This is a genomic window from Paraburkholderia sp. MM6662-R1 (assembly GCF_050436245.1).
GTDB lineage: Bacteria > Pseudomonadota > Gammaproteobacteria > Burkholderiales > Burkholderiaceae > Paraburkholderia > Paraburkholderia tuberum.
In genome coordinates this window covers 3,743,092-3,769,901 of sequence record NZ_JBNDLV010000001.1, presented here as the reverse complement: position 1 = coordinate 3,769,901, position 26,810 = coordinate 3,743,092, and the positions used below count along the sequence as shown (strand labels likewise).

Here is a 26,810-nt window from a genome sequence, read left to right as displayed (position 1 = left end):
TTCGGAAGCTAATGGACCCGTCTAAGAACACATCGAAGCCGAAAGCGCCTCGCGGCGGCAATGTGAAACGCGCGCCCGCGACGCTGCGGTCGACGAGCGGCGCCGGGTTCGAGTTCGAGGACCTGATAAGCGCCTGGCAGTTGGTGAAGGCCCTGTCAGGTGAGCAGGCACCGGGTATCGGCGGCGTCGTCACGCAGGTCCAAGCCCAAGTTTCGACCTTGGGGTGGCGCATCGACGACCTGCTGCTGACAGCCCAGGCCGCCACCGCGCCGCGGCGGCTTGCGATGTCGGCGAAGGGCAATTTGCAGGTGACCGCGGCCGGCCTTCCCGCTGACTTCGTGACGCGCGCTTGGGAACAGTGGCGTGACCCGCAGGGGCCGTTCAACCGCGCGGCCGACGGGCTGGCCTTGGTCACGCTCGGCATCCATCAGGCGTTCGACCCGGCGTGGCGCGAAGTGAAGAACGCGTGCAGCGGCACAGATATCGCGCTCGCTATGAGCCGCATCCGCAGCAACACGAGGCAGTCGAGCGTCTTCGACAGCGTCCAGAAGCCCGGCGGCGCGTCCGAGGAGGAGACCATCGGACTCATTCGCCGCCTGCACGTGCTGCCGACCGACTTGCAGTTCGCGCACTCCGAGAACGAGACCCAGGCCATTGCGCAATGCCGTCGCTTGCTCGCGTCTGGCGGTGACGACGAAGCGCAGGCTCTTTGGAAGGGCCTCATCAACGTCGCGAAGGAGGTACGCCTTCGCAGCGGGACCATCACCGTCCCAGACCTGTTGTCCTCGCTCCGGGGCCAGTTCGGCCTCCGCCGTCATCCGGACTTCGAGCGTGATTGGGAGACGCTCTTCAACATCACGGCGGACCACAAGGCGCGGATAGAGACGGAGTTACCGTCTGGCTACGCCGTCCCGCGGACAGCGGAGAAGGCGTCGCTCCAGGCAGCTGTCGCCGACCACCTGGTCACGGTGGTCTTTGGGGAGTCGGGCTCGGGCAAGTCTGCGCTGGTCAAGTCTGTGTTGGACAGCGCGTATCCGTCCTGGAATCAGGTGTGGTTAGGTCCGGAAGAACTGAAGACGGCGCTTAGCGCCGCGCGCCGCGGCGCCCTCCCTCTGACGCACGAACTCTCGCTGGTGCTGAACGCTACGGTGAAGCCGCAGAACGTGCTGGTCATCGACTCTGCGGAACGCATTGAGGCCGGCGAGTTCGTCGTCATCCACCAGCTGCTTCAAGCTATCCTGCCGAATGACGGCGAGGAGACCGAGGGCGCGTGGCGGGTCGTCATCGTCACGCAGACGCAGAGTTGGGTCGAAGGCGAAGAGACGATACTCGGTGAACGGAAAGCGCATCTCGTCGAGGTCGAAACGCTCAAGAGCGATGTTGTAAAGCTGGCGCTTCTGCTTTCGCCTACCTTGAGCTGGTTGGCCGCGCATGACGACACCATTGCGGCGTTGACGAACCTGCGGACATTGGCGTGGGTCATCAAGGCGGGTGCGGCGCTGGGGTCGAACGCCGGTGGACTGGCGTCTCACACCGCCATCGCCGACCGCCTCTGGAGGTATTGGACGAAGGACCGCGCTGACGTGCAGGCGTTGATGATGCGCCTCGCCCAGCGAGAAGCATCGTTCGAGCGCAGCTTCGCGCTGACCGAATTGGAGCCGGCTGACACGGCGACGTTCACTCAGCGGCCCGACGAGCTTCCGCTGCGCCTGAACGAGCGGACCAACCGCATCGAGTTCGAGCACGATCTCGCGGCGGATTGGGCGCGCTTCCAGTTCCTGAAGCAGATTTGGACTGACACGCCGCAGTGGACCGCCCTGGCTGGCAATCCGCTCTGGACGAACGCGCTTCGAATGCTGGGCCAGTTCCTGCTGCGACAGCCGGCCGAGAGTGGCACGGCCTGGGACGTCGCCTTCGGGCCCGCGGAGGCCGCGAAGAGCGAGCTGGCGTGCGATATCCTCCTTGACGCGCTCTGCTTGGACCCCGACGCCGAACGCTTCCTGACCGAACGCGTCGACCTCCTGCTCGGCAACAGCGCGAAACACTTCACGCGGCTGCTTCTGCGCTTCCACCACATCGCGACGGTGCCGACCGGCGGCGGAATGGGACTGAGCGCGGCGGTCGGCTTGTACATGGAAGCGCAGTACCGCTCGATTGTCTTCGGCCGTTGGCCGCCCGTTCTCCGCTTCCTCATCGCGCAGCGGGAGCGACTGGCTGGGCTGGTTTCGTCCGCTCTCGCGAAGGTCATCGAGACCTGGCTGACGAAAACGCCTCACACGCTGAGCAGCGGCAACCCGATGCCTTTCCGCCTGGAGATGGCGGAGATGGCGCTCGCCATGGCTCGGACCGTGCAGGTCGAGAAGGGCCACGGCGTGATGTACCTGACGCGTGAGCCGTTGCTGTACACCGCACCACTGGCTGGCGCGGCAGACCTGCCGACCGAGGTCGGGAACTGGGCGCTCGAACTCGCGGGACGCCGAGAGGTCGACGCTGACGTCAAACGGCGCATCGCCGAGGTTCAGCTACAGAAGGCGAAGACGCACGTCGAGCGTCTCAAGACCGATGCCGAATACAAGGCGCGGCACGAGGAACGGAAGCAGATGCCGCGCTCCGTCGGGTCGTTCCGCGAGCGATTGCCGCCTTGGCCGCTAGGGGCCATCGACAAGGTCGACATGGATTTTCGGACCGCCTGCATCAAGGAGAACGGCATCCAGTCTCTGATGCGTGCGCAGCCTGAGCTGGCGGCCGAAGTCCTGCTCGCGCTCATCATCGAAGACCAGCCGGAACGGGAGTACGGGTCCGAGCGGTTCGAAATGGACCTCGGCCTCGAATACCCCAAGGACGCGTACCCGACGGCCTTCTGGAAGAGCCCCTTCTTCCCCTTCTTCCAGCTGGCCCCGGAAACGGCGCTCACCTCGCTCATCGCGCTGGTGAACTTCTGCACGGAGCGCTGGGTCGCCGAGGTCATGAAGGGGCGAACCGGCGGGGCCCCCGGGGTGACACTGCAATTTGCAGACGGATCGGCAAAGACCTTCCCTGGCTGGTGGCAGGTATTCGGCTGGCCGCAGTCCAATGATTCGATGCGCAACGGAAACCTGTACTGCGCTCTCGATGCGCTGGAGCGCTGGCTTACGCTGCGGCTCGACGCGGGTGAGGACATCACCGCTGATATAGAGAGGATACTCCGGGAGGGAAACTCCGCGGCGCTCGTCAGCGTGCTCCTCAACGTCGCCAAGTATCGGCCGTCGCTGCTGACGGGGCCCCTCGCAGCCCTGATTACGTTCCCGAACCTGTTTTATTGGGACAGCGTTCGCGTGAAGCAGGTTGGCTACAACTTCGTCGGATGGAGCTGGCTCCGAGGCGGCCAGGCGATGTTCGACTTCGCGCGTGATTGGACCCTGGCGCCCCATCGCCAGCAGAAGTTCCTCGATGTCGTTGTCGAACTCCTGTTGGCCGACGGCGACGTTGCGCGGCGTCTTCAAGCCCTGCTGCCGACTTGGGCGCTGCCTGAAGACCCGAAGGAGGCGTTGGAGTTCAAGCTTCTGTTCGCCGCGCTCGACCGGGCCAACTATCAGCCCGTCACGGACCCGGCGACGGGCGCGGAGACCAACGGCCTCGTGTATCCTGACGAACTCCGCCTCGAGGTGTTGTCGTGGCAGACCGACAGCGCGCCAACCCTCGCGTACCTTCTCGGTCCGGACCAGTGCGAGAAGAGGCTTCGGGGCGGCCATCCGCTCGCCGACGATGAGGCCTCGTACCTCTTCAATCTGCTTCAAGAGTGTGACGCTGGAGCGGAGGGCGAAGATGAGGACGCGAAATCGAAATGCCGTTTCGCTGCAGCCGGCACGCTCGTCGCATTGGGCGGCGCTTGGCTCGCCCAGAACCCCGAAGCGCAGAAGCAAGCGCTCGAAGTCGTGCGCGCCGGTGTGGCGGCAGTCGCATCGACAGGAGAAGAGATTCGCGGGCGGCGCATGGGGAGCCTCCGCGACGATCTGAAGTTCGTCGCCTATGCGGTCATGCGCCTGTGGCTCGCTGATGGAGAGGGCGTTCAGGAATGGGATACCGCCGTCCTGCGCCTTCTGACGAGCGGCGACACGCGAGCGACCGCCGTGGTGGTCGGCGTCGCTTACGTGAATCGAGAGCAGCTTGGCACCGCGTGGTGGCGACTGCTCCGCGCCGGGCTCTTCTGGTCGGGCCTCATCATGCTCGCTCCGCACCACGGCGATGGCGACGATGCGGAGCGCGCCTGGAGGGTGTGGCTCGCGCGGCTGCGGCGCTTTCCGCTCCGTGGACCGAACGCGACGCCGGATGAGCTCGATTTCAAGCGTGTCGTCGCAGGGCAAGAACGTTTGAACTTCCAGCGCCGCACGCGGCTCTACAATACCGGAGACCAGACTTGGCGCGGAAAGCCGGAGCGCGAACGAGGCGGTTCGCTAGACGGTCACTTCCTCGAAATCCTGTTTAACTGGCTCATCGAAGGCGGTGGCACTGGCGACCGCGATCTCGACACACGCTTGGCGCTGCGCATCTGGGATTACGACGCCACGCGCGCCAAGGCGCGCGAGAAGGACGATGGCGAGTACGACTTGCCGAGCCAGAACCTCGGCTACAACATCCTTCTGAAGCTCGGAGCTCTGTCGATCGCGGCGCCCGTGGGGGAAGAGCGCGCGATTTGGGAACCCGTCCTCGCCCACGGTCCGGCCGCACACTACGCGCTACAGCACTTCATTCGCGGCTTGTTCCTGCGCCTCGGGAAAGGTGGCGATCCGGTGGCATTCGAGCGCGTCTGGCGGGCCACCGCGGAGTACGGCCTCGCAGCCGATTGGTCTCAGCCTGGCCTCTGGTTCTACGGCGAGCGCTTGATTTGCGACCTGCTTGGCTTCGGGAACGAGGATGCCCTGTCCCGGCTGCACCCGGGCGCGGCTCTGCGGATGAAGGATCTCTACGAACGCTGGGCCGCTGCGCGCTTGGCTCGCGACGAAGAATGCGTCACCCGTTTCTGCCACTTCCTGACGACGGAGTTCGGAGCCCCGCATCGGCTTGACGGGCTTCGTTGGCTCGCCGCCATGCTGAAGGAAAGCGAGCTTTCCAGTCGCTGGTACCGCGAGGGTACGGCCGACGCATTGGTGGAGCTAGTGGCGGCGGCATTGAGTTCCGACGCGCAGGCTCTGTCGCAACACGCTCAGGCGCGGCAGGCGCTTGTCGAGATAGCTGCTGCACTTGCAGCTATGAACATCCCAGCCGCCCTGGCTCTCCAGGAGCGCATTAAGCAGCTGCGATAGCGGTCGAGAACAGGCTTCACGTGGTCGGCGTGACGAGAGTTCGCTCGCCGCCCCAATCTCAATGTCTGCAATTGGCCCGGAACTCGCCACCCGCCGTGCGCCTTCATCGTCATGAAGCGGGGCGGCCTAGACAAACGTCAAGCTCCATGCCTGCGCTCTTCTTCCTTACGCTGACGCTCCCATCCCTCACGATCCTCGCGCATCTGTCGCGCGAAGTCCGAATCGCCCATGGTTTCTAACGATGTTGAAGCCGTGACCCATTCCGGCCGATTACTCATTTGAGTGCGTATTTCGGCGAAGCCGAACAGACATTTCGGTTGAAGCCGAACAGGGTTTTCGCTGGAAGATGAACACGCGTTTCGGTTGAAGTCGAACAGATGCGCGGGTGTTCCGAAACGGTTGTTCGAGATGCCGAAACGCCTGTTCGGGTTCCCGGAATCGGTGTTCGGCAAACCGGAACGGAGCATCGGTTTCGTGATGGCGGTGCTGCGTATGGGCCAATCCGCTGGCGTTAAGGTGGCTCCTTTTTGGAGCGACCGACGATGCCGGCACACCGGACAACCATGCGCAAAATCAAGGAAGTACTCCGCCTGAAGTGGGCATGCAACCTCACGCACCGACAGGTGCAGGGCGCCCTCGGCGTCGGTCTGGGGACGATCACGCAGTATCTTCAGCTTGCCACGGCGGCAGGACTGGACTGGGCGTCGGCGCGTCCTGTCACTCCAGATGGATCGAGCCGGATTGCAACGTAATTCACCGGGAACTGCGGCGCAAGGGCGTGACGTTGCAACTGCTCTGGGAGGAGTACGTCGAGGCCCATCCCGGCAAGCGGGCCTATCGCTATACGCAGTTCTGCCAGCGCTACAAGGACTGGGCGCAGACACTGAAGCGCTCGATGCGTCAGCAGCACCGCGCCGGCGAGAAGCTGTTTGCCGACTTCGCTGGGCAAACCATGCCGATCCTCGCTCGCGACGCCGACGTCGCCTTTAAGGCGCACATCTTTGTAGCCGTGCTCGGCGCTTCGAATTACACGTATGCCTGCGCAACACCCTCGGAGCAAACCCCGGACTGGATCGGTGGGCTGATTGGCGCGATGGAGTTCTGTGGCGGCGTACCCGAGCTGATCGTGCCAGACAACCCCCGTGCGCTGATTGCGAAACCCGACCGGTACGAGCCCGGACTCGGCCGTACCGCGCAGGACTTTGTGAACCACTACGCCACCGCGATGCTGCCGGCGCGTCCGCGCAAGCCTCAGGACAAAGCCAAGGTCGAAGTCGGCGTGCAGATCGTCGAACGCTGGATTCTCGCCCGGCTGCGCAATCATCGCTTCTTCAGCCTCGCCGAACTGAACAAGGCGATCGGCCTGCTCATCACCGAGCTGAACCAGCGCCCGTTCAGGAAGCTCGATGGTAACCGCCGTGAATGGTTCGAGCGGCTCGACCAGCCTGCGCTGCGCGCACTGCCTGCCCGCCGGTATGAGATCGCCACGTTCCAGAAGTGCCGTGTGAACATCGATTACCACGTCGAGGTCGACCACCATTATTACAGCGTGCCCCACAGCCTGGTGCGTCAGGAAGTCGATGCGCGCGTCACCCTTCATGGCGTCGAGATCCTGCACGGCGGCAAGCGTGTCGCGGCCCACGCGCGCAGCCGGCTCAAGGGCAAATACACCACGCTGCCCGAACACATGCCAGCGGCGCACCGCGCGCACATGGAATGGACACCCGGTCGCCTTCTAAACTGGGGCGCCTCGATCGGCCCTGGCGCCGAGGCGATCGTCAACCACCTGCTGACCAACCGGCCGCATCCCGAGATGGGTTACCGCGCCTGCCTCGGCCTGCAGGGGCTCGCACGCAAGTATGGCAAGGAACGCCTCGAGGCGGCCTGCCAGCGGGCGCTCATCATCGGTTCGCCTACCCGCCGGTCTGTGCTCTCGATTCTCGAGTCCGGGCTCGACCAGCAGCCGGCACTCCCGTTGCAGCCCACCGAATGGCATTCGCCCGAGCACGAGAACGTGCGCGGTCCCGACTACTACCACTGACCCAGGAGGTCACGATGTTGATGCAGCAAACCCTCTCCCAGCTCAAAGCCCTCAAGCTCGACGGCATGGCACGCGCCTTCGAGGAACAGTCCGCGCTGAGCGCCAGTTCGAGCCTCTCATTCGAGGACCGCTTCGCCATGGTCGTCGATCGTGAGCTGGCCTGGCGCGACACGCGGCGGCTTGAGCGCCTGCTGAAGGCGGCCAGACTGAAGAACCCGCAGGCCTGCATCGAGGACATTGAATACCGGCAGAGTCGCGGACTGGACCAGCGTGTCGTCGCCACGCTCGCCGGCTGCGACTGGATCCGCAATGCCCAGAACCTTATCCTGAGCGGCCCAACGGGCGCGGGCAAGACCTGGGTGGCTTGCGCGTTCGCCCAGCAGGCCTGCCGGCAAGGCTTCTCGGTCCTCTACATACGCGTCGCCCGCCTGTTCGAGGAACTGAGGATCGCGCACGGCGACGGCAGCTTCTCCCGGCGGCTCGCACAGCTCGCAAAGACGGACGTCCTGCTGCTGGATGACTGGGGTCTGCAGGACCTCGACCAAGGCGCGCGCAACGATCTGCTCGAAGTGATCGACGATCGCGTCGGCACCCGCTCGACCATCATCACATCACAGCTTCCCCTGGAGCACTGGCACGCGTGGCTGCAGGATCCAACGCTTGCAGACGCCATTCTCGATCGTCTCGTGCATCAGGCCCACAAGATCCAGCTCAAGGGCGATTCGATGCGCAAAAAGCACAAACCAGACAACTATGTCGCCGACGGCAACGTTATGCAGTAACGCACGTGCGAAGCCGTTACCGGGTAACAAAATCAGATTGGAGAAGAAATGGCAAAAACAACTACGCAACGGCAAGCCACGTACAGGGCGCGGCGTCCTCATGCAGGCAATGATGGCAATGGCGAGCGACGCCTGAGCGTCTGGATCGACACCCGCGCCTCCCTGGCACTTGCGAGACTGGCGCGTCGTTACGCAGTAACGCAACGGGCGTTGATCGAGCAGCTGGTCATCGCGGAAGACGAGCGCATCCTCGCGGATATTGAACTCGATTCGATGCAGTGGCGTACGTACTTCGCCGACACTTCGTTACGCAGTAACGGCGACGATCAGTTGCATGAAAAAGGAGAAAATATGGCCCCATCGTGACCGACCATGCTGCTTGACGTCACCTGATCCCGAACACTCACGCTACAATCCATACACTACGCAGCACTGTCCTCCCGCTTGTTCGACTTCACCGAAACGAGCGTTCACCTTCCCCGAAATACGCAATTTGAGGGCGTCGCCTTGATCAGCCGTCACGATACCATTCGCAAAACGCGAAGGCTTCTACCATGGGAGGGTGAAGCTGGCAACCACGGCGTCAAGAATCCGCACGCAAGCACAGTCGTCTGTGAAGCGAACTCTCCGCCTCGCTTCACTGGTGAAGATGTTCAGCCTACTCCTCGAGCTGCCGGCGCAATCCGCTGAGATGGGCAGACAAGGCGTCGACCGCGTCCATGTCCTCATGAATACGGCTGAACGGCGACACGGCCTTATCCTGTGCAGCACCGACCTTCACAGCGAAAGCCGTGTTGAGGCAATCAAGCCGCTTGCACAGCAGCTCCCTCGGCGCTGGGCAGGTCCCCACATCAGAGATATAGAGCTTTGTTGTCTCGGTACTGATGTGCCCGAGGAGCTTCGCTAGCGCGAGGCTTTCACCTCTACGCCTGCCTGTCAGCAGCTCCAATTCCAATGCGAGCGCGGCTTGGGCTCGACCGACCGGCCTTGAGGTCAGATTTACCGACGGCTCGTCCTGCGACCACCCAGCCTTGTCAAACTCATCAGTCATGACGCCCTCCTTCCGGTTATGAGTCGGAAAAATTGCGCGCCATGCAGACGCGGCATAAAGCAGCATAGGAGATAACGCGTTACGTCGCGCAGTGAGTTGGAGGGTCCCTGCGCCGTCGCAGCATTCTTCGCGAGGAGTTGCGGAGCCACCGCGAAGATGCATAAATTTGCCGCTCACACGCCTTACGCACTATCGGAAGACGCTTACAACGCATTCTTAGGCGGCCGACCGACGCGGGGGCTAGTGACTCGGATACGTAGCTTGAACACAGGGCGACGAGTTCGAGCCGATTTGGATTTTGATGAGGTAACGCTCAGACGTTGAAAGCAACCGACCTCGATCCCGCGTGCGGCGGCATTAAGACAGCAGTTTCGAAGGCCTTCAAATCGCCGATGAAAACGACTTGGTGAACACCTCGCGTTAGGGCAGTGTAAATGAGAGAGTTATCCAGTATTCGACTTTGGCTCACGGCGACGGCGACGCGCCCAAACTGCGAGCCTTGCGCCTTGTGCACACTGATTGCGTACGCGAGCTCGATTTTTCGTTTCATTTCATCCGGCTTGACGGTGTGAACCTCCCCCTCGAAATCGATTGCTACATCTCCACAGTCATGGAGTGCGACAACTCTACCCAATGAGCCGTTCATCAATCCTCGGTCGTAGTCGTTCACCATGTGGATTACCGGTTCATCCGCAACAAACGTTCCGTTTGTTCCAGAACGGAGCAACGCTTCCAGATGAAACGCCTCGTTTATCGCCCGAGCCCCGGTGGCGCCGACCTTCAAAGGCGACAGAGCGCGCCACTCTTCGTGTCGCCACACGTGGGATAGGTGACGCAGCCAATGACTGACCTGCTCGGGCGAACACTCAAGGAAGCTAACTCCGTTGTGCACGCCTTGAAACGGCACGAAGGTCGGTAAGCGACGATTCCGGACAGCGCCGGCCGCCAACGGAATCCCCGACGAATCAGCCTGCCGATGCACTTCGGTCAATCTAACGCGAGGAACACGAACGTTGTCCACCAAGCGATGAAAGACGAGGCCGAAGTTGAGAGGAGGAAGCTGCGCTGGGTCGCCCACAAGCAGAATACTTGCGCCATCAGGAACAAACTGGAAGACCCTGTAAAACGTTGGTAGGTCAAGCATCGAGGCCTCGTCTATCAGAAGCAAGCATCTATCAGACAGACGGAGGCTCCCGGCCCGCACAGAGCGCAGAAATTTTGCAATCGTCGTCGCCGGATGGCCGGTCGCAGACGCCATTTTCTGCGCTGCAAGCCCAGCCAACGCCATCTGAATTACCGTGACGCCCTCCTGCTCTGCTAAAGCGATCACCGCTTTCAATACCGCGGTTTTCCCTACGCCCGCGCCACCGCTCAATACGCTGAACCTGGCATGAAAAGGTAACCACGCAGCGAGACGCTGCTCTTTGTTGAAATGAAAGCCCAGAGAGTCTTCGACGGTCCGCAAGATTTGTTCGGCTCGGTCGTCAGGGTCGACGATCCGGGTGAAGCCTCGTGGTTCCGGCACGGTGGCGAGCATCCGGGTGATGCGAAGTGTCAGGCCCTTTTCCATAACAGCTGCGCCAACAGCCTGATAACCTTCTGGCGCGTTTCCTGTAATTGCCCTCTCCCTCAACGCACACTGAATCGCAACTTCGCCCTCTCGCCGTTTCAAACGTCGCTCGACACCGTCGATCAAGACTGAAGCAGCAGTCAGCGTATGGCCCTCCAAAAGACGGTCGTAAATGGTGGCCTCCACCGCACCGATTAGTCGTCGCTCATCGTCCCTGGCTACGCCCAATTTCAACCCGGCGGCGTCAACTTTGGGCCAGGTCTCGAACGCGATGAGATGATAGGGATTGCGCGTCAGCATAGAGAACGCGTCGTTTCCCCACACCCGGATTAGCTTTGAGGAAAGCGCCCAATCAAAACCGTGAGCATCGAGGAACGCAATCAACTCCGCGTCTCCTCGCCTTTCCCGCCAGCCGAGAACAAGTCGCCTTGCAACCTGTGAGCTGACAACCTCCTTCAAAGCGTCAACATTTCCGGAATCTAATAGCTCTATCAGATTCTCACCAAATGACATCCACAAAGCAGCCGCTTTCGCAACTCCAATTCCTTCAAAGTTTTCGACGAGGTAGCGCTCGATAAGCCGCCCTCGAGGTAGAACGTGCAGACATTTGACAGCATGCAGTTGCCACCCATGCGACTCGTGAAGTCTAAGGTGACCATCGACCGACCACGTCTCGCCTTCCACGGGCACCCGCGCCATAGACTTTGTCGTAGCGACTACTTTCAGCGTTTCGCCTGAGGACGTGGATCCGCTGAAGATCGCCGCCCCGTTGCTCAAAACGCTGAGAACGTTCCGTACAACGATCTCATATTTAATTGGGTCGGCACTAGGATTCATAGTCGGTCCAGCGATGCCACACGGCGACCGGTCTCTATCATCATGTCTTCTCGGCCAAGCTGCAGTCTGAGCGCCTTATTTTCTTCGCGCAAAGTAGAGCACTCTTCTATGGCGACAGCGAGCTTTTGTTCAAGTTGGTGGATCGTGCGTTCAAGCGATTGCCTTCCACGTTGAATGGCGCTTTCGTCGGTTTCCCCGGCAACCGGCTCTGCATGTTCGACCGCCGTCGCGCCTCGTCGCGACACGCCCTGTTCCTGCAGAGCTTCTGTCAATCGCGTCTTAAGAGGAGGATTCTGGTAAAAGGAACATTTTGGAATGCCAGTGATTCGGGACAGCTCCGCGAGATTCAATGTTCCATCTCGACCGGAGAGCGGCAATTCGTGCGCTTCCTTGAGGTAAGCCTCAAGCTTGTCAACATACTCTTTTCCGCGTATCTGTCCATTTTTCATCTCGGCTCCTACAGAATCCCCTTGTTCGCACGCAGCCATTCGAAAAAAGGTGGTACCTTGAGCTGGAGTCGCAGCTCGAAGTTTTCGGCAACCAAGGCCGCGTTCTGCCGCTCCAGGCGATGCAGGCACCGTTCGAGGACCACCGTGCCCGGGCTCGCCGTAGCCCCTGCGGGCAACGCTGCGCCGGGCGCTTCGTTGCCCGCCTTCGGCTGGGCTTAGCGCTCGCCCTGCCAGTCAACGCCTTGCTCCTACCGAGCCGCCTCGAGCCTCTCCTTAACCCTGGGATTTTGGTAGAAGCTGCTTTTCGGTATGCCCGTGGCTCTGGACAGCTCCGTCTGGTTCAGCGCGCCATTGACGGTCACGGGTAGAGCTCTGCCGTCCGCGAAATGGGCATCGAGCGTCGCCAGGTGAGACAAGCCAATTTGTTTCCCGCTTTTCACGAGTCCTCCTAGCCGACGTCCTTGTTAGCGGCCAGCCACTCAAAGAATGGTCCGGCGATAGCTGCATCGACAACTACGTTATTACGCAAGCGTGAGAGGTCGATGATTCGCTGATGCTCTGCGTCGGCCGAAAGGGCCTGGCTCAGGTGGCGGAGCACTGCAAACAACGCCTGACAGGTACGCGTGTGCTTGAGCTGCGCCTCGCGCAGGGACCGGGTCGCCTTCTCAACATCCGCGCTGGAATGCGCCGGATGGTCCCGAGGTGGTTCTCCCGCCTGCCGTTTCTCCAGGTAACCGATGTACGCATTGAGACGTTCGACTTCTCTTCTAAGATTCCCTGCTTCCAGCTGGGCTGTTGTCACCAGCGCCTTCGATTTGTCGTCGGTCAGGTCATTTAAGCGGAGGTTCTTCGTTCCCGCCCCAAGATGTGCAGCCATGAACGTGAGAAGAAGCGCCTTATAGCGCTTGTTCCTAAGCAGCGTCGCCTTGTTGCAGGGATGCTGTTCCTGATGCGAAATGTGCATCGCGACCATATCAGCCAGTCCAGTCACGTGCTCGAATCTGACGCGTGAGGACTGAAGCTGATTCAGGAACTGATCGATGAGCCGCTCGCGCCGCTCCTGCCTGGCCTGCTGGTACCTCTCAAAGGTATTACGTCCCTTCGCCACGTCAATCTTCTTGCAAGAGTAGGAGCGGCGGTGAAGCAGGCAGGTTGGCCAGGTGTCCATCGCTTTCGAGCAAGCTCACGATCTCGTCGTAGCCCAGGCCATTCGCGTGGACCAGCGTTCTCAGGAGACCGGCGCACTCGGCAGCAGGGTTGGCTGGTATAACAGCGTCAAAGGCCTTCCTCAGTTTGCCGCCACGGGCCAGCAGTTCTCGGCGAAGCAGGTCAAACCGTGCACGAATCTGGGGGCTCTCTGTTGTCGGGTAGGCGATGCATTCTCCCAGGCGCGCCAGCAAGTAGGCCGTGAGATTCGAAGGCGCAGCAACCCGCTGCAGGTCCTGCAGGATGATTTCCGGCTTCTGCACGAACCATCGCCGGTCGTCTTGCCCCATCGCGATGCGTACCCGGGCTGCATCCAGTACCTCTTCGGAGAGCTTCCACCCCGCAAGCTCTTCCGCCAACCGACTACGCTCGTCTTCGAGTCGGTCCAGTTCCGTGTCAGTGTAGCGCGGACGGTCTGCGTCGAGTGCATCTTCTATCTTCGTGGTCAATTCATCGAGCGTTTCATCGAACTTCCGCACTTTGGCAGCAACTGCTGGCAGGTGGTCGATCGAGCGAACAGCGTACTGGCATAGACCGCATCGGTGCATTCCGCGCCATTGCTTCACCACCTCGGGTGGACAGTGGTTGCCGTAGGGGCAGATTTCGGTTTTGTTCTCTGCCGCGTTCGCTCCCCGCGTCTCGCGAAGGACATCGAGGCCGCTCGTGGCGCCCTCGTTCATCGTGATGCTTACGCACCCATACGAGATAAGGGTCTCCGGAAGATTTGCACGAAGGCTCCGGGCGAGGTTTGAGTTCACGTTGTCTGCTTGAATGAAGGCGCTTGACTTGCTGCTAGTGCCTGCCAGCGTCTCGAACCCGTTGCGATAGGCCCCTTCCCGCATGGCCATGGCTTGATGCGTCTGCTCCGTAGCCAACTGTTCCTCGTCGAGCTTGACGTAATAGTAGACAGTTCCGGGGGCCTGGCCCGTGATGCGCGAGCCAATCATGTCAGCAGGCAGGATAGTCGAAAACTGGGATACGACGGTCACGCGTGCGCTGTGTGGCGTAATTTCGCTCTTTGTCCCCAGCTCGCAAACCCGCTTGCATTTCTGACCATATTCCTCGCGTTTTCGTCGAGCGTCCGGGTCGTTGAAGGTGACACCGGGCGGCTCCAAGGCACAAAGCCTTTGCAAACCTGACAGTCCAAGTTCTGGCAGCATCCCCTCCATGGCGCCTATCAACTCCTGCCATACCCGGTCGTATCGTGAGTCGGAATGCGGTCGGCCGCTTGAGAATGCAGCGAAAAGCGGAAGAATCGGCGGCCACTTGGTCGCGGGGTTACCGTTATAGTGATGGAGCTCCTCAGGGAAGGCTATCAGGCTCCGCCACGACCGTTGACTACGAAGCACATCGATGACCCGAAAATTCACGTGCGGCTTCCAGGCCTTTCGCATCGTCTTGTCCGTGTTGACATAAAGCAATGCGAATTCATCTTCTTCCTCTGTGACGCAGGAGTCAAAGTTCCTGGCGTCAAGCCACTGGATGTGGTTGTGACGAAGGCCGGTGTACAGAGCGACCAGGATTTGATTGAGCGCGTGAGGCTGTGGCAGCTTCTTTCGCCCACCACAAACCAAAGAGAACGGCTCCATGGCAAGGCAGTTAGGGATGTATCTCAGCGGAATGGTTTTGTTCTCTCGGAACAAGACCGGGATGAATCCAACCAGCGCAGCGGTAGAGTAGGTATCGATGAGATTTCCACATCGAGCAATGTCTCGTTCCAGTTCCTCGGGAGAAAAGTCACCATTTAGGATGCCGAAGTTAACCACGTATAGATGCATCCGGAGCGCCTCCACATAGTCAAGCAAGACTCCAAACAGGCGTCGAGGAACCGGCCGTTTATTGGTCCCCCGACTATTTGTAGTCGACGGGTAAACATAGTCGGCGATTGGCTGACGGAAGCCAGCGCAGCCGGGCAAATCCTCGCTGTGCCCGTCCAGAAAATCGAAGAATATCTCTACGTTCTTTAGGAGACCGTAGTACGCATTGTTGTTCCACTTGCGGTGGGCGTGTATGGCGTTCATTACCTCGATGAATGTCTTCGGCACTTCGCCGTCGGGGACCATCAACCTTGAGACGAACACGCTCGCTATCAGCTTGCGCGGCTCGTCAGGGAATTTCAGCAACGTGCCAGGATTTCGGTGAAACCAGTACGGAAGATAGAGGAAAAGGTAAATGTTAAGGTAGCCCAAAGCCTGACGAATCTCCTTGTAACTCTCGCGTTGGACCACCTGCATATAGACGGCCTCAAGCTCCAACCATCTGGCGGCGAGTTTGTCCAATTCAACAGGCAGCCCCGGCAGCCGAGGCGCCGCACGTATTGCCTCCTCAGATGCGCTTGCCGGGGTTGCCTTCAGAATCTCAGCGAGCACATCCTGGTCGCTTCGGAGTTCTCCTGCTTCACTGGTAAACATCGGTCCGAAGCGGGGCTTGGCCTGAATGCGATGGAGGTTGAACATGGTTCGCGTCGCGTCACTCCAGGATTCCGGAGTGACGCCGAACGCTGGCCCGAACCTCTCATGAAGCACATCAAGCAGCGCGCCGTACACGTTGTTTGCCCAGATACCCGAGGCCCATTCTGCTTCCTTGATTGCAAGAAGATCGTCGAGGTTCGCGTCGGAAGGAGCATGCCATCCCGTTGCGACCAATAGTTTGGTGCCGTAAGTCAGGAACCAATGCCGCCGACTCTCTAGCGTTCCGACAGACGCGAATGCTGGATGCGGCAAGTCGGTGTCGTGCCGCGTCAGCGAGCGTACGAAAGCTAGAAGTTCCGAACTCAATTCCAGCGCCACATCGTAGTTACCGAGGTCCCCCATAAAAGTGAACGGCCAGTCAAACCCCAAGGGTAAAGTGATAGCCCGTCGGCTGTGCAGTGCGACGAGGAACATCCCTACGCCACGCTTGATGTGCCTCGCGTACGACAGCTTAAATTCGAATGCTGTGCTGCATTTTCCCAGAGTTACCGCGTTGAACAACGATTGGTCGACCTCTATATAGGTTGTCATGTGGTATCGCAGCGCGGCTCGAACATATTCTTCGTCGAAGGTCTGCCTCTTCACCTTCAATGTATGCAGCAGGGCGAACTTCGCAAAACTGGCGCGTACCTTCGTCTTTGTCGAGACAGTGGCGAGATCGGTGACAGTCAGACCAAGTATCCTCAGCAACTCGTGAGCAGCATCTGACATGGCGCACCGGACGGCGGCGTCAAGGGCCTTGCCGCTGCAGCCGAAGACGATGTCGTCTTTCGTCGTGTTAATCACGAAGGTCTCCCTTTCAATGGATGCGTACGCAGCTCTTCCTCCACCTTCATCACCTGGGCGTTCAGTGCCTCCAGCTTCAGCTGCACGATGGACTTGGGCGTCGCACCGGCAAACACCATGGCGTTGGCGTGCTGCAACTCAAGCTTCATCAAGTTCTCGTCGTAGCGGGCGTACTTGAGCGTCGACTTGACGTCTTCGTGCCCCATCAATTGCTGCACTAGCGGAAGCGGCAACCCATAGTCGCCATTGAGACGCGGGAAATAATTGAGCAAATAGGTCCCGTAGGAGTGTCGAAGGGAGTGTGGCCCATGGACGTCAGCTTCAATGCCCGCTGCTGCTGCGGCTTTCTTAAACGTATCCTGGCGCGAGCTTGCCCGGCTTAGGAAGTAAGGCGCTCCAGCTTCCTGCTCTCGCATGTACTGGAAGACGAATCGATGGAGTCCATGGGGGATGTACTCCTCGCGGAGATAATGCTCAAGGTTCGTGAAGAACATCGACGAGAAGGGCTCGATGAGCATGGTCTTCTCGGTTGTTCGTCCCTTCCACGCGAGCTTATCGCGCTCCACAGGCGACAAGGCAACGTAACTCGGGTGAGCGGCGCGCAACCGCGGATCCCGAAGCGCAAATGTGCCAGCGGCTACGTCGACGTCATCGAAAAGAGCCTGCAACGCCTCGTGCATGCGGCAGCCACATGCCGCTAGCAGCGAGTAAATGGTCTTGTCTCTGTAGGTAGGCAATTCGTTGATGAAAGGCTCTATCGAATCGAAGGGGAATGCGCGACTCTCTTCATATGGCACCTGCGGAGATACTGTCGGAAGAACAGCGGCTCGAAGAAGGCGCGGTCCGCCCGAAATGACGCCGGCAATCATTGAAGTCGCAGACATGGCGAGTCTTTGCTGCGGGGAAACATCGACCCAGGAATCCAACCCCCGTAGCAACGGTTCGGAATCAGCTTCAATGCTTGCCAGCCCCTCGCGAGTCATCTCTTCAATCTCCTTCCGGAGTTGTTCGGAGAGTCGAAGGAACTTGCGCACGGGCGCATGCATCAGCGCCGAGGTCGTGGATGCATGCTTGGGAGATGGCTTCGAGGCGTTAACCAGCTTTGCGAATCGCTTACCGGAGGCACTGCCCAATACGAGATAGTCGTCGTAGGCCTCGATGATTTCCTCCAACACCAGTCTCGTGAACCGCTGCTGCGGCTCAGCCGCTTGAAGCGCGGCTGCGGCCTCGAAGAGGTAGTCGAAGAACTCTGCCAGGAATCTGCAGTAGATTTCTCGAGTGGTGAACGGATGCTTGCGTAGCAGCGAGTCTGCGAAGGCGCTGAAGGCGTGCAGCAGCAGCCCGGCCGGCCCGAGTAGCCGCCATGTGGTCTGGCCATCCTTCTCGTACCTCCGGAGAGTAACGTTCCTGAACATGTGGCCTCCCGGTATGGAACTTAATCAGAAGCAGATGAGGCGCAAAATGCGCGAATCTGTGGGCATTTAGGAAGGGCGTCACATGTGTACGGGGCCTAATGTAGCCCGGGCACCGGTCAGCGAGTACATCGCGGCTGCGCGCCCTTCCGTCAAGATACGTAGTGGTCGCAACATCCCTCCATGAAGTTGAATGTAGAGCCTGCTTGCCTACCGCACTTCTGCCTACGCTGAGTCCTTCAGTCTTGGACGGATTCAATTATAGAATTAAGCAATCCTATATATATAGTCGAAGTTGCCGTCTCGAAAGCGGGATACCTCCTGTCACTGTTCTGATTGAAAGTGTCCCCGCTCCGCCATCCACCAACTTCAAGGCCTCGCCTTTCCTTAAGCCCGACCTACATAGAAAAACGCCAAGTCTGACCGACGACTCGTATAGCCCCAAGTGCGTCGCGATAGCGGTAAGTTGCAACAAGCCCTCACCGACAGTCGGCCCGCTTCCGTCAAGACACGTAGTGTTCACAACATCCTCCGTGACGTTGAATGTAGCGCCTACTTGCCCATCGCTTCTGCCCAGGCTTAGCCACTCAGTCGTGGGTGGGCGGAAACGAAAACTCAAGTACTCCTATCGATACAGTTGCTGCCGCCCAAAAGAGTTCTGCCGTTATAACCCCAGTCCAGATCATCGGTCAACCCCCGAAATCGAATAAACATCAACAGAGTGGTGTTTTGATCGTTGAAACGACGTCAATTTTGTCTGTGTATAACCATAAATGCGAAAAGCGCAACACTTAACTATATACTTAAAATTCCACATCACGCGTTAACCCTATAGCACATCCCGGGCTAGATCACGTCGAGCGACACCAGCCGCTCTCATCGCTCGCAACGGACGATGCGATCGCGCACCGGCGTTCCTGCGGCACCCGGCGCCACGGGCGCGCTGGACTGGTCCGCCGCGCCCGCGCGGCTCGCCCGAATGGCGGCCCTTCGCGCGCGATCTGTCGCCCCGCTCGGCCGCCTACGCGCTCGTCGTGCTGAACGCACTGTTTCGCTGGCTGGCCGAGCAGCGCGATGTGTTCGGCGATCCCGTTCGCCGGGATGACAGCGCGGCGGGCAGCGTACGGCGCCGTTCGATAAGGCGCGCGTTGGCCGACAGCAAATGTCAGGCGGTGCGCAGCCTCGCAGACCCACTCGAGGGATCTCACGGCTGCCTGGCATCCGTCGCGCAGCGCCTGCGCTTCCTGCTGGACTTTCTGTACGGGACGGGACTGCGGGCGCATTGCCTGGTCAGCGCGACGTTCGGCGGGCGACATCCCAGTCGATGCCAGAGGCGAATGGCGACTGCGTGGGCGCCTCATCGGCAAGGGGCACGGCCCGGCACGGTGGCGCGGCGGCTCACGCTCGCGGCGCTCGGGCAGTACCTGCTGCAGCGTGGTTCACAAGTGACGCGCCGGCGATGGCTCCCCTCCACACCAGCCGTTGCCTCGCTCGGTCCGGCCGGTCACGGCGCGGCCGCCATCGCTTGCTCGCGACAGCGCCAGTCAGGTTGTTGAAGCGGTGAACAACGAGGAATTCGCCGTCTAGGGCGCCGGCACCATGAAAGGCAACAAGGAACTCCGCGTCCGACGCTTTCCATCTGGTGATACCAGCGTCGATCCAGTCGGCTCGAAACCCCTAGCTTGCGAGGGGGTTCGGGACACGCACTAAGCCCCGTCTGCCCCCTGTCGATTTCTGGCGCCCGATGCGCCCGTCAGCTTCTCGAAGCGGCTCAGTGAGGGGCCGTGACCGGTCAACGACGACCAACCGGTAATCATGGTCATGTGACACCTTAGGCCGCCTAGGCGATGAAGTGTCAAGGGGCAAAATTGATAAGTTCATTCTGTTTGGTCGCAGTGCGAGTTCGCCGTGTGCACAACTTCGCTGCCCACACCACAAGGGCGTGGACAGCCGCCTAACGGCGGTTCCGAAGTTGTACACACTTGAAGCTGATGCCGCCGGCTTTGCCGGCTCTGCCCCAAATGAGAGATGCGGCAACGTCAAAACCCACCGTGAAAGCGGTGCAGGGCCGTTTGACTAGCCCGATGTTGCCCGAAATTTTTGACTTGCCACGGCGAGAGGTGACGGCCGTCGGTCTGTCCATCTGCAGGTCAGGACAACGTCCGACCCGCAGCTACTAACCCTAAGTCTTTGATTCTTAATATAAATATGGCCCGCCCTACACGATTCGAACGTGTGACCTACGGCTTAGAAGGCCGTTGCTCTATCCAACTGAGCTAAGGGCGGTCAAAACATTGAATTTTTACAATATGCGACTGAAGAAAAGGTCTTGTAAGTACCCGTGAGCTACCGTCGCACAGGGAAACCGAGGATATTAGAAATACGCAATGCCAACCACCCGCAATAAGAACCCCCGACCCTCGGCTTAGAAGGCCGATGCTCTATCCAGCTGAGCTACTGCCGTATGGATCGATATCTGCATGAAACCGGCACTCGCGGCGAGCCGCCCGATTTCCCACAAACTAAAATTCTAACTGACCTGCAACCAACCGGGCCCGGATTATAACCGATCGCCCGGCGCGCTCAGACCGGCTGCGGATGCAGCATGAACCAGCCGAGGAACAGGATCCCCGCGACCGCGCAGTACGCGCCGAACGACGCGAGACGTCCGCGGCCTTCGAAATAGCGCATCAGGAAACGTACGCTCAGGTACGCTGCGATCGCGGTCAGCACGCCGCCGAGCACCGCGTCGGCAAGCTGGCTCGGCGCGTGAAGCAGCTTCGGCAGTTCGAGTACGCCAGCCGCGAAAATGATCGGCGTGCCGAGCAAGAACGAAAACTCGGCGGCTTTCTCGGTGGTGAGGCCGGCCGCATTGCCGGCGATCATCGTCAGGCCACTGCGCGAGAAGCCCGGAATCAGCGCGCCAATCTGCGCGAGGCCGACGAAGAACGCCTGGCGCAACGTCAGCTTTTCCGGCGGTTGATGCGCGCGCGCGCGTTGCAGACGATCGCCGAACCACAGCAGCACGCCATTCACGATCAACGCAATCGCGACGATCCGCAGATCATGAAAAAGCGCCTCGAGGCGCTTTTCCAGCACGAGACCGACGAGGCCCGCCGGAATCGTACCGATGATCAGCGCCCACATCATGTGACCGTCGTCGTTGCGGCGGCCGCCGAGCGACGCTAAGAAACCGCGCACCAGCGCGTACCAGCGCGCGCGGAAGTACCACAGCAGCGCGAACGCGGTGCCGAGATGCAGGGCGACGAGGAACGGCAGCAGTTGCGGCGCATGCTTGTCGATATGCATGTCGAACAGGGCTGGCACGAGCAGCGTGTGGCCAAGGCTGCTCACCGGAAACAGTTCGGTAACGCCTTGCAGCACGCTCAGAAAAATGAGAAACGACAGGTTCACGCGGCGGTCCTTGTAAGCAAAGTGTCGAGAACTGCGCGCCGCACAAAAGGGGGAGCCGGCGCGTCAAAGGCGCACCGATTATGCCTGGCTACACACCCAGCGCCAAGCGGTTAGGCCACATTCGGAGAGATATTGACGCGCCGCGTCACAACTCGACACCGTTGTTACGCGAGAGCAAGAAAGCGGGCGGCGGATTCGTCGCGCGCGTGCTGCGAAAGCAGGGAATGAAACCAGCGGATCAGCGCTTGAGAGAGTGGAAGAAGTAGTACGTGCTGGCGGTGAATATACCGAATAAGGCCACCGCCATTGCCGTTGCGAGATCCATGATGCCTCCTGAGCCGATTCGCCCGGGAGTCGGATGGACCGGACGCTCCGACGGATTATCAATAGGATTCTCCCTTTTCCGACACCCGCAATTTCCCGGGAAGGGTTTCCCCGTAGCGCAAAGCAGCGCAAAATCGCGGTTTCGCCGCGCGAGACGCAGTCGCAGCGAATGGCGCAAAACGCCGCTTCCATGCAGATGCAACGGCCGACCCACGCGGCCGCTTTGCGCGACCCTCAACCTCTATCTGGCTAGCTATTGACCATGCCCCTCTCCCCGGAACAGGACATTCTCGAGATCGCCCAGGACGCCTCGGTGCTCCGTTTTTCGCCGCAAGCCGGCGGCCGTCTGCTGTCGTGGACGATCGACGGCGAAGAGGTGATTCACTGGCCCGAGCACGCCGACTGGAGCGTGCCCGCGCGGATTCGCGGCGGCAATCCGCTGCTGTTTCCATTTCTCGGCCGTCATCGCGTCGACGGCAAGATCGGCTATTGGCGTGACGCGCGGGGCACCGTGCGCGAGTTGCCGATGCACGGCTTCGCGCGCGACCTGCCGTTCGAGCCTCACGCCGACGTGCATGGCGCCGGCCTACGGATGGTTCTGACCGACAGTGAAGCGACCCGCGGCTCCTATCCGTTCGGCTTCCGCTTCGAGGCCGCCTACGAGCTCATCGATCCGCGCACGCTCGACGTGACGCTGACCACCACCAATACCGGCGACGCGCGCCTGCCCTACTACGCCGGCCATCACTTCTACTTCACGCTGCCGCACACGCAGCGCGCGCAAACGACGCTCGAACTGCCGCGCACCGAGCGGTGCCGTCAGCTCGAGGACGGCTCCATCAGCCCCGCCGAGCCGGGCGAAGCGAGCTACACGCTCGACGAAGACCGCATCTACGACCGCTTCCATTGCCTGACCGGCACGCCCGATCGACCGGTGAGGGTCGAGGCGCCGGGCATCGATCGCGTGATCACGATCGATCTGCAGCGGCCCGGCTCGGTGCCCTGGTACGCGGTGACGACGTGGACTGAAACGCCGCAGTCGGACTTTTACTGCGTGGAGCCGTGGCTCGGGTTGCCCGATGCGATCCACAACGGCCGAGGTTTGCGCTGGCTCGAGCCGGGACAAACCGAAACGGCGGCACTGCGCATTGCCGTCGAGAAGACCAGCTGATACGCCGGCGCCGGCGGCGAGCCGCTCGAAGCGGCCGCCCGCCACTTCGCTCCCCTCGCCGGGGGGGGCGCAACACAAAACCGTTAGAATCGAACGCTTTGTCAGTCTGTGCCGCGTGATCGGGATCAGCGCGCGGCAGTGCTTTGCGAGGTCCAATGCTGGAAACGACAAGAATCAAACGACTCGGCTGCGCGGCATTGCTCGCGCTGCTCGCCGCGTGCGGGTCGGCGCCGGTGGGGCCGGGTTACTACCGGGTCGAACGGGGCGACACGCTGTCGAAAATCGCGCGCGGCAACCGGCAATCGGTGCAGAACATCGCACGCTGGAACAACCTGACCAATCCCGACAGTATCGAGGTCGGCCAGGTGCTGCGCGTCGCGCCACCGGGCGGCGCGGCGTCGACGAGCGGCGCGATCCGCAGCGGCGGTGGCGGTAGCAGCAGTGGCAGCGCGAGCGCGGCGGCCGCGCCGCGTCCTGCGCCCGCGGACACTGCGCCGGCGACCGCGCCCGCGCCGATCTCGCTGGTATGGCCGGCCGACGGCACGGTGTTCCGCCGTTTCGACGGCGGCAACTCGAAGGGTATCGATATTGCCGCGGCGGCCGGCACGCCCATCGTCGCGGCGGCGCCTGGCACCGTCGTCTATGCGGGCAACGGTCTGCGCGGCTACGGCAATCTGCTGATCCTCAAGCACAACGCCGACTATCTGACCGCTTACGCGCATAACCGCGCGCTGTTGGTGAAGGAAGGCGAATCGGTCAAGCGCGGCCAGAAAATCGCCGAAATGGGCGACACCGATACCGATCGCGTAATGCTGCATTTCGAACTGCGCTACCAGGGCCGTTCGATCGATCCGTCGAAACAACTGCCACCGCGCTAGGCGGCGGGCGCGGGAACCCGCCGTGCTATAAACGCTCAATTCGAAGCGGCGTGGCTGCGCGCCACGCCCTTCCGTTATTTGCAAGGAATCTGAAATGAAAAGCCCATTGGCGCGCGTCGCGGCGGCTGCGACGATCAGTCTTGGCCTCCTGACGCTCGGCGGCCTCGGCGGCTGCTCGACCACGACCACGATGACCTATCTGCCGAGCGGCGACACCGGCTTCGCGATCAACTGCAGCGGCAGCGATGCCAGCACGAGCTGGGCCGAGTGCTACAAGCGCGCGGGCGAAACCTGCGGCAACTACGGCTACGACGTGGTTTCGAAAGACGTCGACAACGGCGCGACGTCGGGCGGCACGATCGGTGGGATTTTCGGCGCGAATGTGAAAAACCGTTCGATGGTCATCCGCTGCAAGCAGTAAAAGGCCGCGCGCCGTGCGGCCCGCGCGGCCGCCGAGCGGCAGAGCGTCACCGCTTAACGGCGTCGCCAGCGCCCGGAGCGCGGATCGATGCGCGCGGCGAAGCACACCAGCAACGCGAGCGCGATTAGCCACACGCCGACAAAAATGATCACCCCGGTCATGAGTCTCACGCCGAAACAAATAATCCGCCATCATCGGCCGCACATGTGAATTCGCGGTGAAGATCGCTGCGGCAGGTTAAACATCCGCGTAAATCCATTCAAAAAAAAGCCCGGCACGAGGCCGGGCTAACGGGGGTTCGGCGCATATCGGCAAAGGACCGGTTCACCATGCGCCAGAACGAAATCTAACAATCTGCATTTCCAAGCGCAATGGATTAATTTTGCGGCCAATGTTACACGGCGTACGGATTCCGCAATCCGTGAATCGGAAATGTCGGAATCAGACCGGCTTAATGCGCCGCAGCTGGGATACTCCACACGCCAAATCATTCAAACCAGGAATGTCGGAGTATCGCACCGGCTAATGCTCCTGGGCTATCGGCGGAAAGTCCCGCCGAACCAGCAGAGGAAAGACGTCTGGCCGAATAACACTAACTCATTCGGCAATAACGCCGCTTTGGCTTGCGAATATTAACTTGGTGCGCAAACGCACGTAACGCATCGATTAGTCGCGGCAGCTCTTCCGAATAAGCGCCGATACGTTTTCACAACAAATTCGCGAATAGTGAAATCTTTAACATTGACAATTCCGCCGACAATATTGAAACCGCATTCAAACTCGTTTCAGTTTTGAATATTCGGACGATTAATAGCCGGTGCTGATGGGCGGCACGCCTCGTGTGCCGCCGTCGTTGAATCCGCCGGCATCCAGGTTCAGAATCCGATTCAGTCCGCGCTGCATAAAAGGCCGCCCGGCGCGTTGCGCAAGGCCGCCACGCGGCCCGCCGGTCCTTGCCAATAGTTTATAGTGACGGCCCCGTCCGACCCTGTCCACGATGACTTCCAACGACGCCTCCCAAAGCCCCCTTTATGCGAAGCTGCTCGGCGAAACCGCCAAGATCGGCTGGAGCGAACTCGAACGTTTTTTTGCGCGCGGCATACTGCTGCACGTCGCGCGCGACCTCGATCTCGTGAGCGTCGCCGAGGCAATCGCCAACGACGACACCACCCGGGTCGCCCAATGGTTGTCCTCCGGCCTCGTCGTGCGCGTTCAGTCGGAGACGGCCGCCGATTTCGCCGCGCGCGACCCCGAGCTGTGGGCCGTCGTCGTCTCTCCTTGGGTGTGCGTGCAGGAGCGCTCTTGAACGACGCGAGGACGCCCGATGCCGGTATGCCCGATGCCGGTATGCCCCCCGCCGCGCGATCCGAAACCGCCTCACACCCAGCCAGCGCGCCCGCGCTGCCGGTGCGCTGGCATCGCCGGGTGCTCGCGCTCGCGTTGCCGATCGTCCTCGCGAATCTGACGCAACCGATCCTCGGCGCGGTCGACACCGCCGTCGCTGGTCATCTGGACAGCGCCTCTTACCTCGGCGGCGTCGCGCTCGGCGGGCTCTTCTTCAACTTCGTGTTCTGGGGCTTCGGCTTCCTGCGCATGGGCACGACCGGCCTCGTCGCGCAGGCGCACGGCGCGGGCCGCAGCGACGAGTTGCGCAACACCGTCGTGCGCGCACTGCTGATGGCGGCCGCGATCGGCGCACTGGTGCTGCTCGTGCAGCAACCGCTGATCGACTATGCGCTGCGGGCGATCGGCGGCAGCGACGCCGTGCAGCGGCACGCGCAGGTTTATTGCCACGCGCGCATCTGGGCCGCGCCGCTCGCGCTCGGCAACTACGTGATACTCGGCTGGCTGCTCGGCACGCAGCAGGTGCGGCTCGCATTGCTGTCGCAGGTCTTCATCAACAGCGTGAACATCGCCGCGGTGCTGCTGTACGTGTACGCGTTTCATTGGGGCGTGGCCGGCATCGGCGCGGCTACCGCGACCGCCGACGCGCTCGGCTTCGTGCTCGGGCTCGCCCTGCTATGGCACGGCAGGCCGCGCGGCCTGCCCGCGCTGAATCGCGCCGCCTTGTTCGACGCCGCCGCGCTGAAGCGGCTCGTCGTGCTCAATCGCGACATCTTCGTGCGCACGCTGTGCCTGCTGTCGTCGTTCGGCTGGTTCGCGCATCTCGGCGCGCGGCAAGGCGACGCGACGCTCGCCGCGAATGCATTGCTACTCAATTTCCAGACCTTCATGGCGTACGGGCTCGACGGTTTCGCGCACGCGGCCGAGGCGCTGGTCGGCGCGGCGATCGGTGCGCGCGATCGTCACGCGTTCGCGCAGGCGGTCAAGGTCACCGCGCTGTGGTCGGCGCTCGGCGCGATCGGCTTCTCGTGCGTGTACTGGGGCGCGGGCGCGTGGATCATCGAGCGGCTGACCGATCAGGCCGCCGTGCGTGCCGCGGCCGAAACCTATCTGCCGTGGGCGGCGCTGTCGCCGGTCATTTCGGTGTGGGGCTTCCTGCTCGACGGCGTGTTCATCGGCGCGACGCGAACGCGCGAGCTGATGATGTCGATGGCGGTGTCGCTTGCGGTGTTCGTGGCGGCGTCGTCGGCATTGCTCGCGTGGCACGGCAATCACGGGCTGTGGATCGCGCTGCTGATCTTCATGGCCACGCGTGGCGCAACGCTCACGCGTTACCTGCCGGGCGTGTCGCATGGGATTGCGGCTGCCTAG

General features: G+C 61.3%; 16 protein-coding genes, 1 tRNA gene and 2 pseudogenes. 10 read left to right on the top strand and 9 right to left on the bottom strand.

Annotated features, from left to right (window positions below):
• Positions 1-11: 11 nt before the first annotated feature.
• Positions 12-5,282 carry a hypothetical protein gene (locus OKW39_RS17900; RefSeq protein WP_429563142.1) on the top strand — a complete coding sequence of 1,757 codons (5,271 nt, stop codon included), beginning with the start codon at positions 12-14 and terminating at the stop codon, positions 5,280-5,282.
• Between the two features lie 137 nt (positions 5,283-5,419).
• On the opposite strand, the gene OKW39_RS17895 is transcribed toward OKW39_RS17900, so the two are convergent.
• Positions 5,420-5,749: a hypothetical protein gene (locus OKW39_RS17895; RefSeq protein ID WP_429563141.1), complete on the bottom strand. Its 330-nt coding sequence runs from the start codon at positions 5,747-5,749 to the stop codon at positions 5,420-5,422.
• A gap of 75 nt (positions 5,750-5,824) precedes the next feature.
• Between OKW39_RS17895 and istA the strand changes: the two are divergent.
• The 3 genes and pseudogenes from istA to OKW39_RS17880 all read left to right on the top strand — a co-directional run bounded on the left by istA (position 5,825) and on the right by OKW39_RS17880 (position 8,471).
• Positions 5,825-7,323 (top strand): annotated as a pseudogene (gene istA, locus OKW39_RS17890) (IS21 family transposase).
• Between the two features lie 14 nt (positions 7,324-7,337).
• Positions 7,338-8,105 carry an IS21-like element helper ATPase IstB gene (istB, locus tag OKW39_RS17885; protein ID WP_429563140.1) on the top strand — a complete coding sequence of 256 codons (768 nt, stop codon included), beginning with the start codon at positions 7,338-7,340 and terminating at the stop codon, positions 8,103-8,105.
• Positions 8,106-8,153: 48 nt separating this feature from the next.
• Positions 8,154-8,471: a hypothetical protein gene (locus OKW39_RS17880; protein ID WP_429563139.1), complete on the top strand. Its 318-nt coding sequence runs from the start codon at positions 8,154-8,156 to the stop codon at positions 8,469-8,471.
• A gap of 292 nt (positions 8,472-8,763) precedes the next feature.
• On the opposite strand, the gene OKW39_RS17875 is transcribed toward OKW39_RS17880, so the two are convergent.
• The 6 genes from OKW39_RS17875 to OKW39_RS17850 form a co-directional block, all read right to left on the bottom strand.
• On the bottom strand, positions 8,764-9,156 hold the full coding sequence (locus tag OKW39_RS17875; RefSeq protein ID WP_429563138.1) for a hypothetical protein: 393 nt from the start codon (positions 9,154-9,156) through the stop codon (positions 8,764-8,766).
• 313 nt (positions 9,157-9,469) lie between these two features.
• Positions 9,470-11,563 carry an AAA family ATPase gene (locus tag OKW39_RS17870; RefSeq protein ID WP_429563137.1) on the bottom strand — a complete coding sequence of 698 codons (2,094 nt, stop codon included), beginning with the start codon at positions 11,561-11,563 and terminating at the stop codon, positions 9,470-9,472.
• A complete protein-coding gene (locus OKW39_RS17865; RefSeq protein WP_429563136.1) occupies positions 11,560-12,012 on the bottom strand; it encodes a hypothetical protein in 453 nt (150 codons plus the stop codon). The genes OKW39_RS17870 and OKW39_RS17865 overlap by 4 nt, the downstream gene beginning before the upstream one ends.
• 448 nt (positions 12,013-12,460) lie before the next feature.
• Complete coding sequence (locus OKW39_RS17860; protein ID WP_429563135.1) at positions 12,461-13,120, bottom strand: hypothetical protein; 660 nt, start codon at positions 13,118-13,120, stop codon at positions 12,461-12,463.
• A 1-nt stretch (position 13,121) separates the two neighbouring features.
• Positions 13,122-16,475 carry a hypothetical protein gene (locus OKW39_RS17855; RefSeq protein WP_429563134.1) on the bottom strand — a complete coding sequence of 1,118 codons (3,354 nt, stop codon included), beginning with the start codon at positions 16,473-16,475 and terminating at the stop codon, positions 13,122-13,124.
• Positions 16,472-17,890, bottom strand: a complete 1,419-nt coding sequence (locus OKW39_RS17850; RefSeq protein ID WP_429563133.1) for a tyrosine-type recombinase/integrase — start codon at positions 17,888-17,890, stop codon at positions 16,472-16,474. The genes OKW39_RS17855 and OKW39_RS17850 overlap by 4 nt, the downstream gene beginning before the upstream one ends.
• A gap of 852 nt (positions 17,891-18,742) precedes the next feature.
• Here OKW39_RS17850 and OKW39_RS17845 point away from each other — a divergent pair.
• Positions 18,743-18,970: pseudogene (locus OKW39_RS17845) on the top strand (integrase); the annotation flags it as partial.
• Between the two features lie 1,126 nt (positions 18,971-20,096).
• Here the strand turns inward: OKW39_RS17845 and OKW39_RS17840 are convergent.
• Together OKW39_RS17840 and OKW39_RS17835 are read right to left on the bottom strand one after the other, a co-directional pair.
• Positions 20,097-20,173: transfer RNA gene (locus OKW39_RS17840), tRNA-Arg, on the bottom strand.
• Between the two features lie 297 nt (positions 20,174-20,470).
• A complete protein-coding gene (locus OKW39_RS17835; RefSeq protein ID WP_090801083.1) occupies positions 20,471-21,301 on the bottom strand; it encodes an undecaprenyl-diphosphate phosphatase in 831 nt (276 codons plus the stop codon).
• 586 nt (positions 21,302-21,887) lie between these two features.
• Here OKW39_RS17835 and OKW39_RS17830 point away from each other — a divergent pair.
• From OKW39_RS17830 to OKW39_RS17810, 5 genes are all read left to right on the top strand, one after another.
• Complete coding sequence (locus tag OKW39_RS17830; protein ID WP_429563132.1) at positions 21,888-22,796, top strand: aldose epimerase; 909 nt, start codon at positions 21,888-21,890, stop codon at positions 22,794-22,796.
• A gap of 155 nt (positions 22,797-22,951) precedes the next feature.
• Positions 22,952-23,674, top strand: a complete 723-nt coding sequence (locus OKW39_RS17825) for a peptidoglycan DD-metalloendopeptidase family protein (RefSeq protein WP_429563131.1) — start codon at positions 22,952-22,954, stop codon at positions 23,672-23,674.
• Positions 23,675-23,768: 94 nt separating this feature from the next.
• Positions 23,769-24,095 (top strand): hypothetical protein, encoded by a 327-nt coding sequence (locus OKW39_RS17820; RefSeq protein WP_090801089.1) that lies wholly within the window; start codon positions 23,769-23,771, stop codon positions 24,093-24,095.
• A gap of 997 nt (positions 24,096-25,092) precedes the next feature.
• The gene (locus tag OKW39_RS17815) at positions 25,093-25,401 is read left to right on the top strand and encodes a DUF2288 domain-containing protein (protein ID WP_090801091.1); all 309 of its coding nucleotides are present in this window, start codon (positions 25,093-25,095) and stop codon (positions 25,399-25,401) included.
• 26 nt (positions 25,402-25,427) lie between these two features.
• A complete protein-coding gene (locus OKW39_RS17810; RefSeq protein WP_429563499.1) occupies positions 25,428-26,810 on the top strand; it encodes an MATE family efflux transporter in 1,383 nt (460 codons plus the stop codon).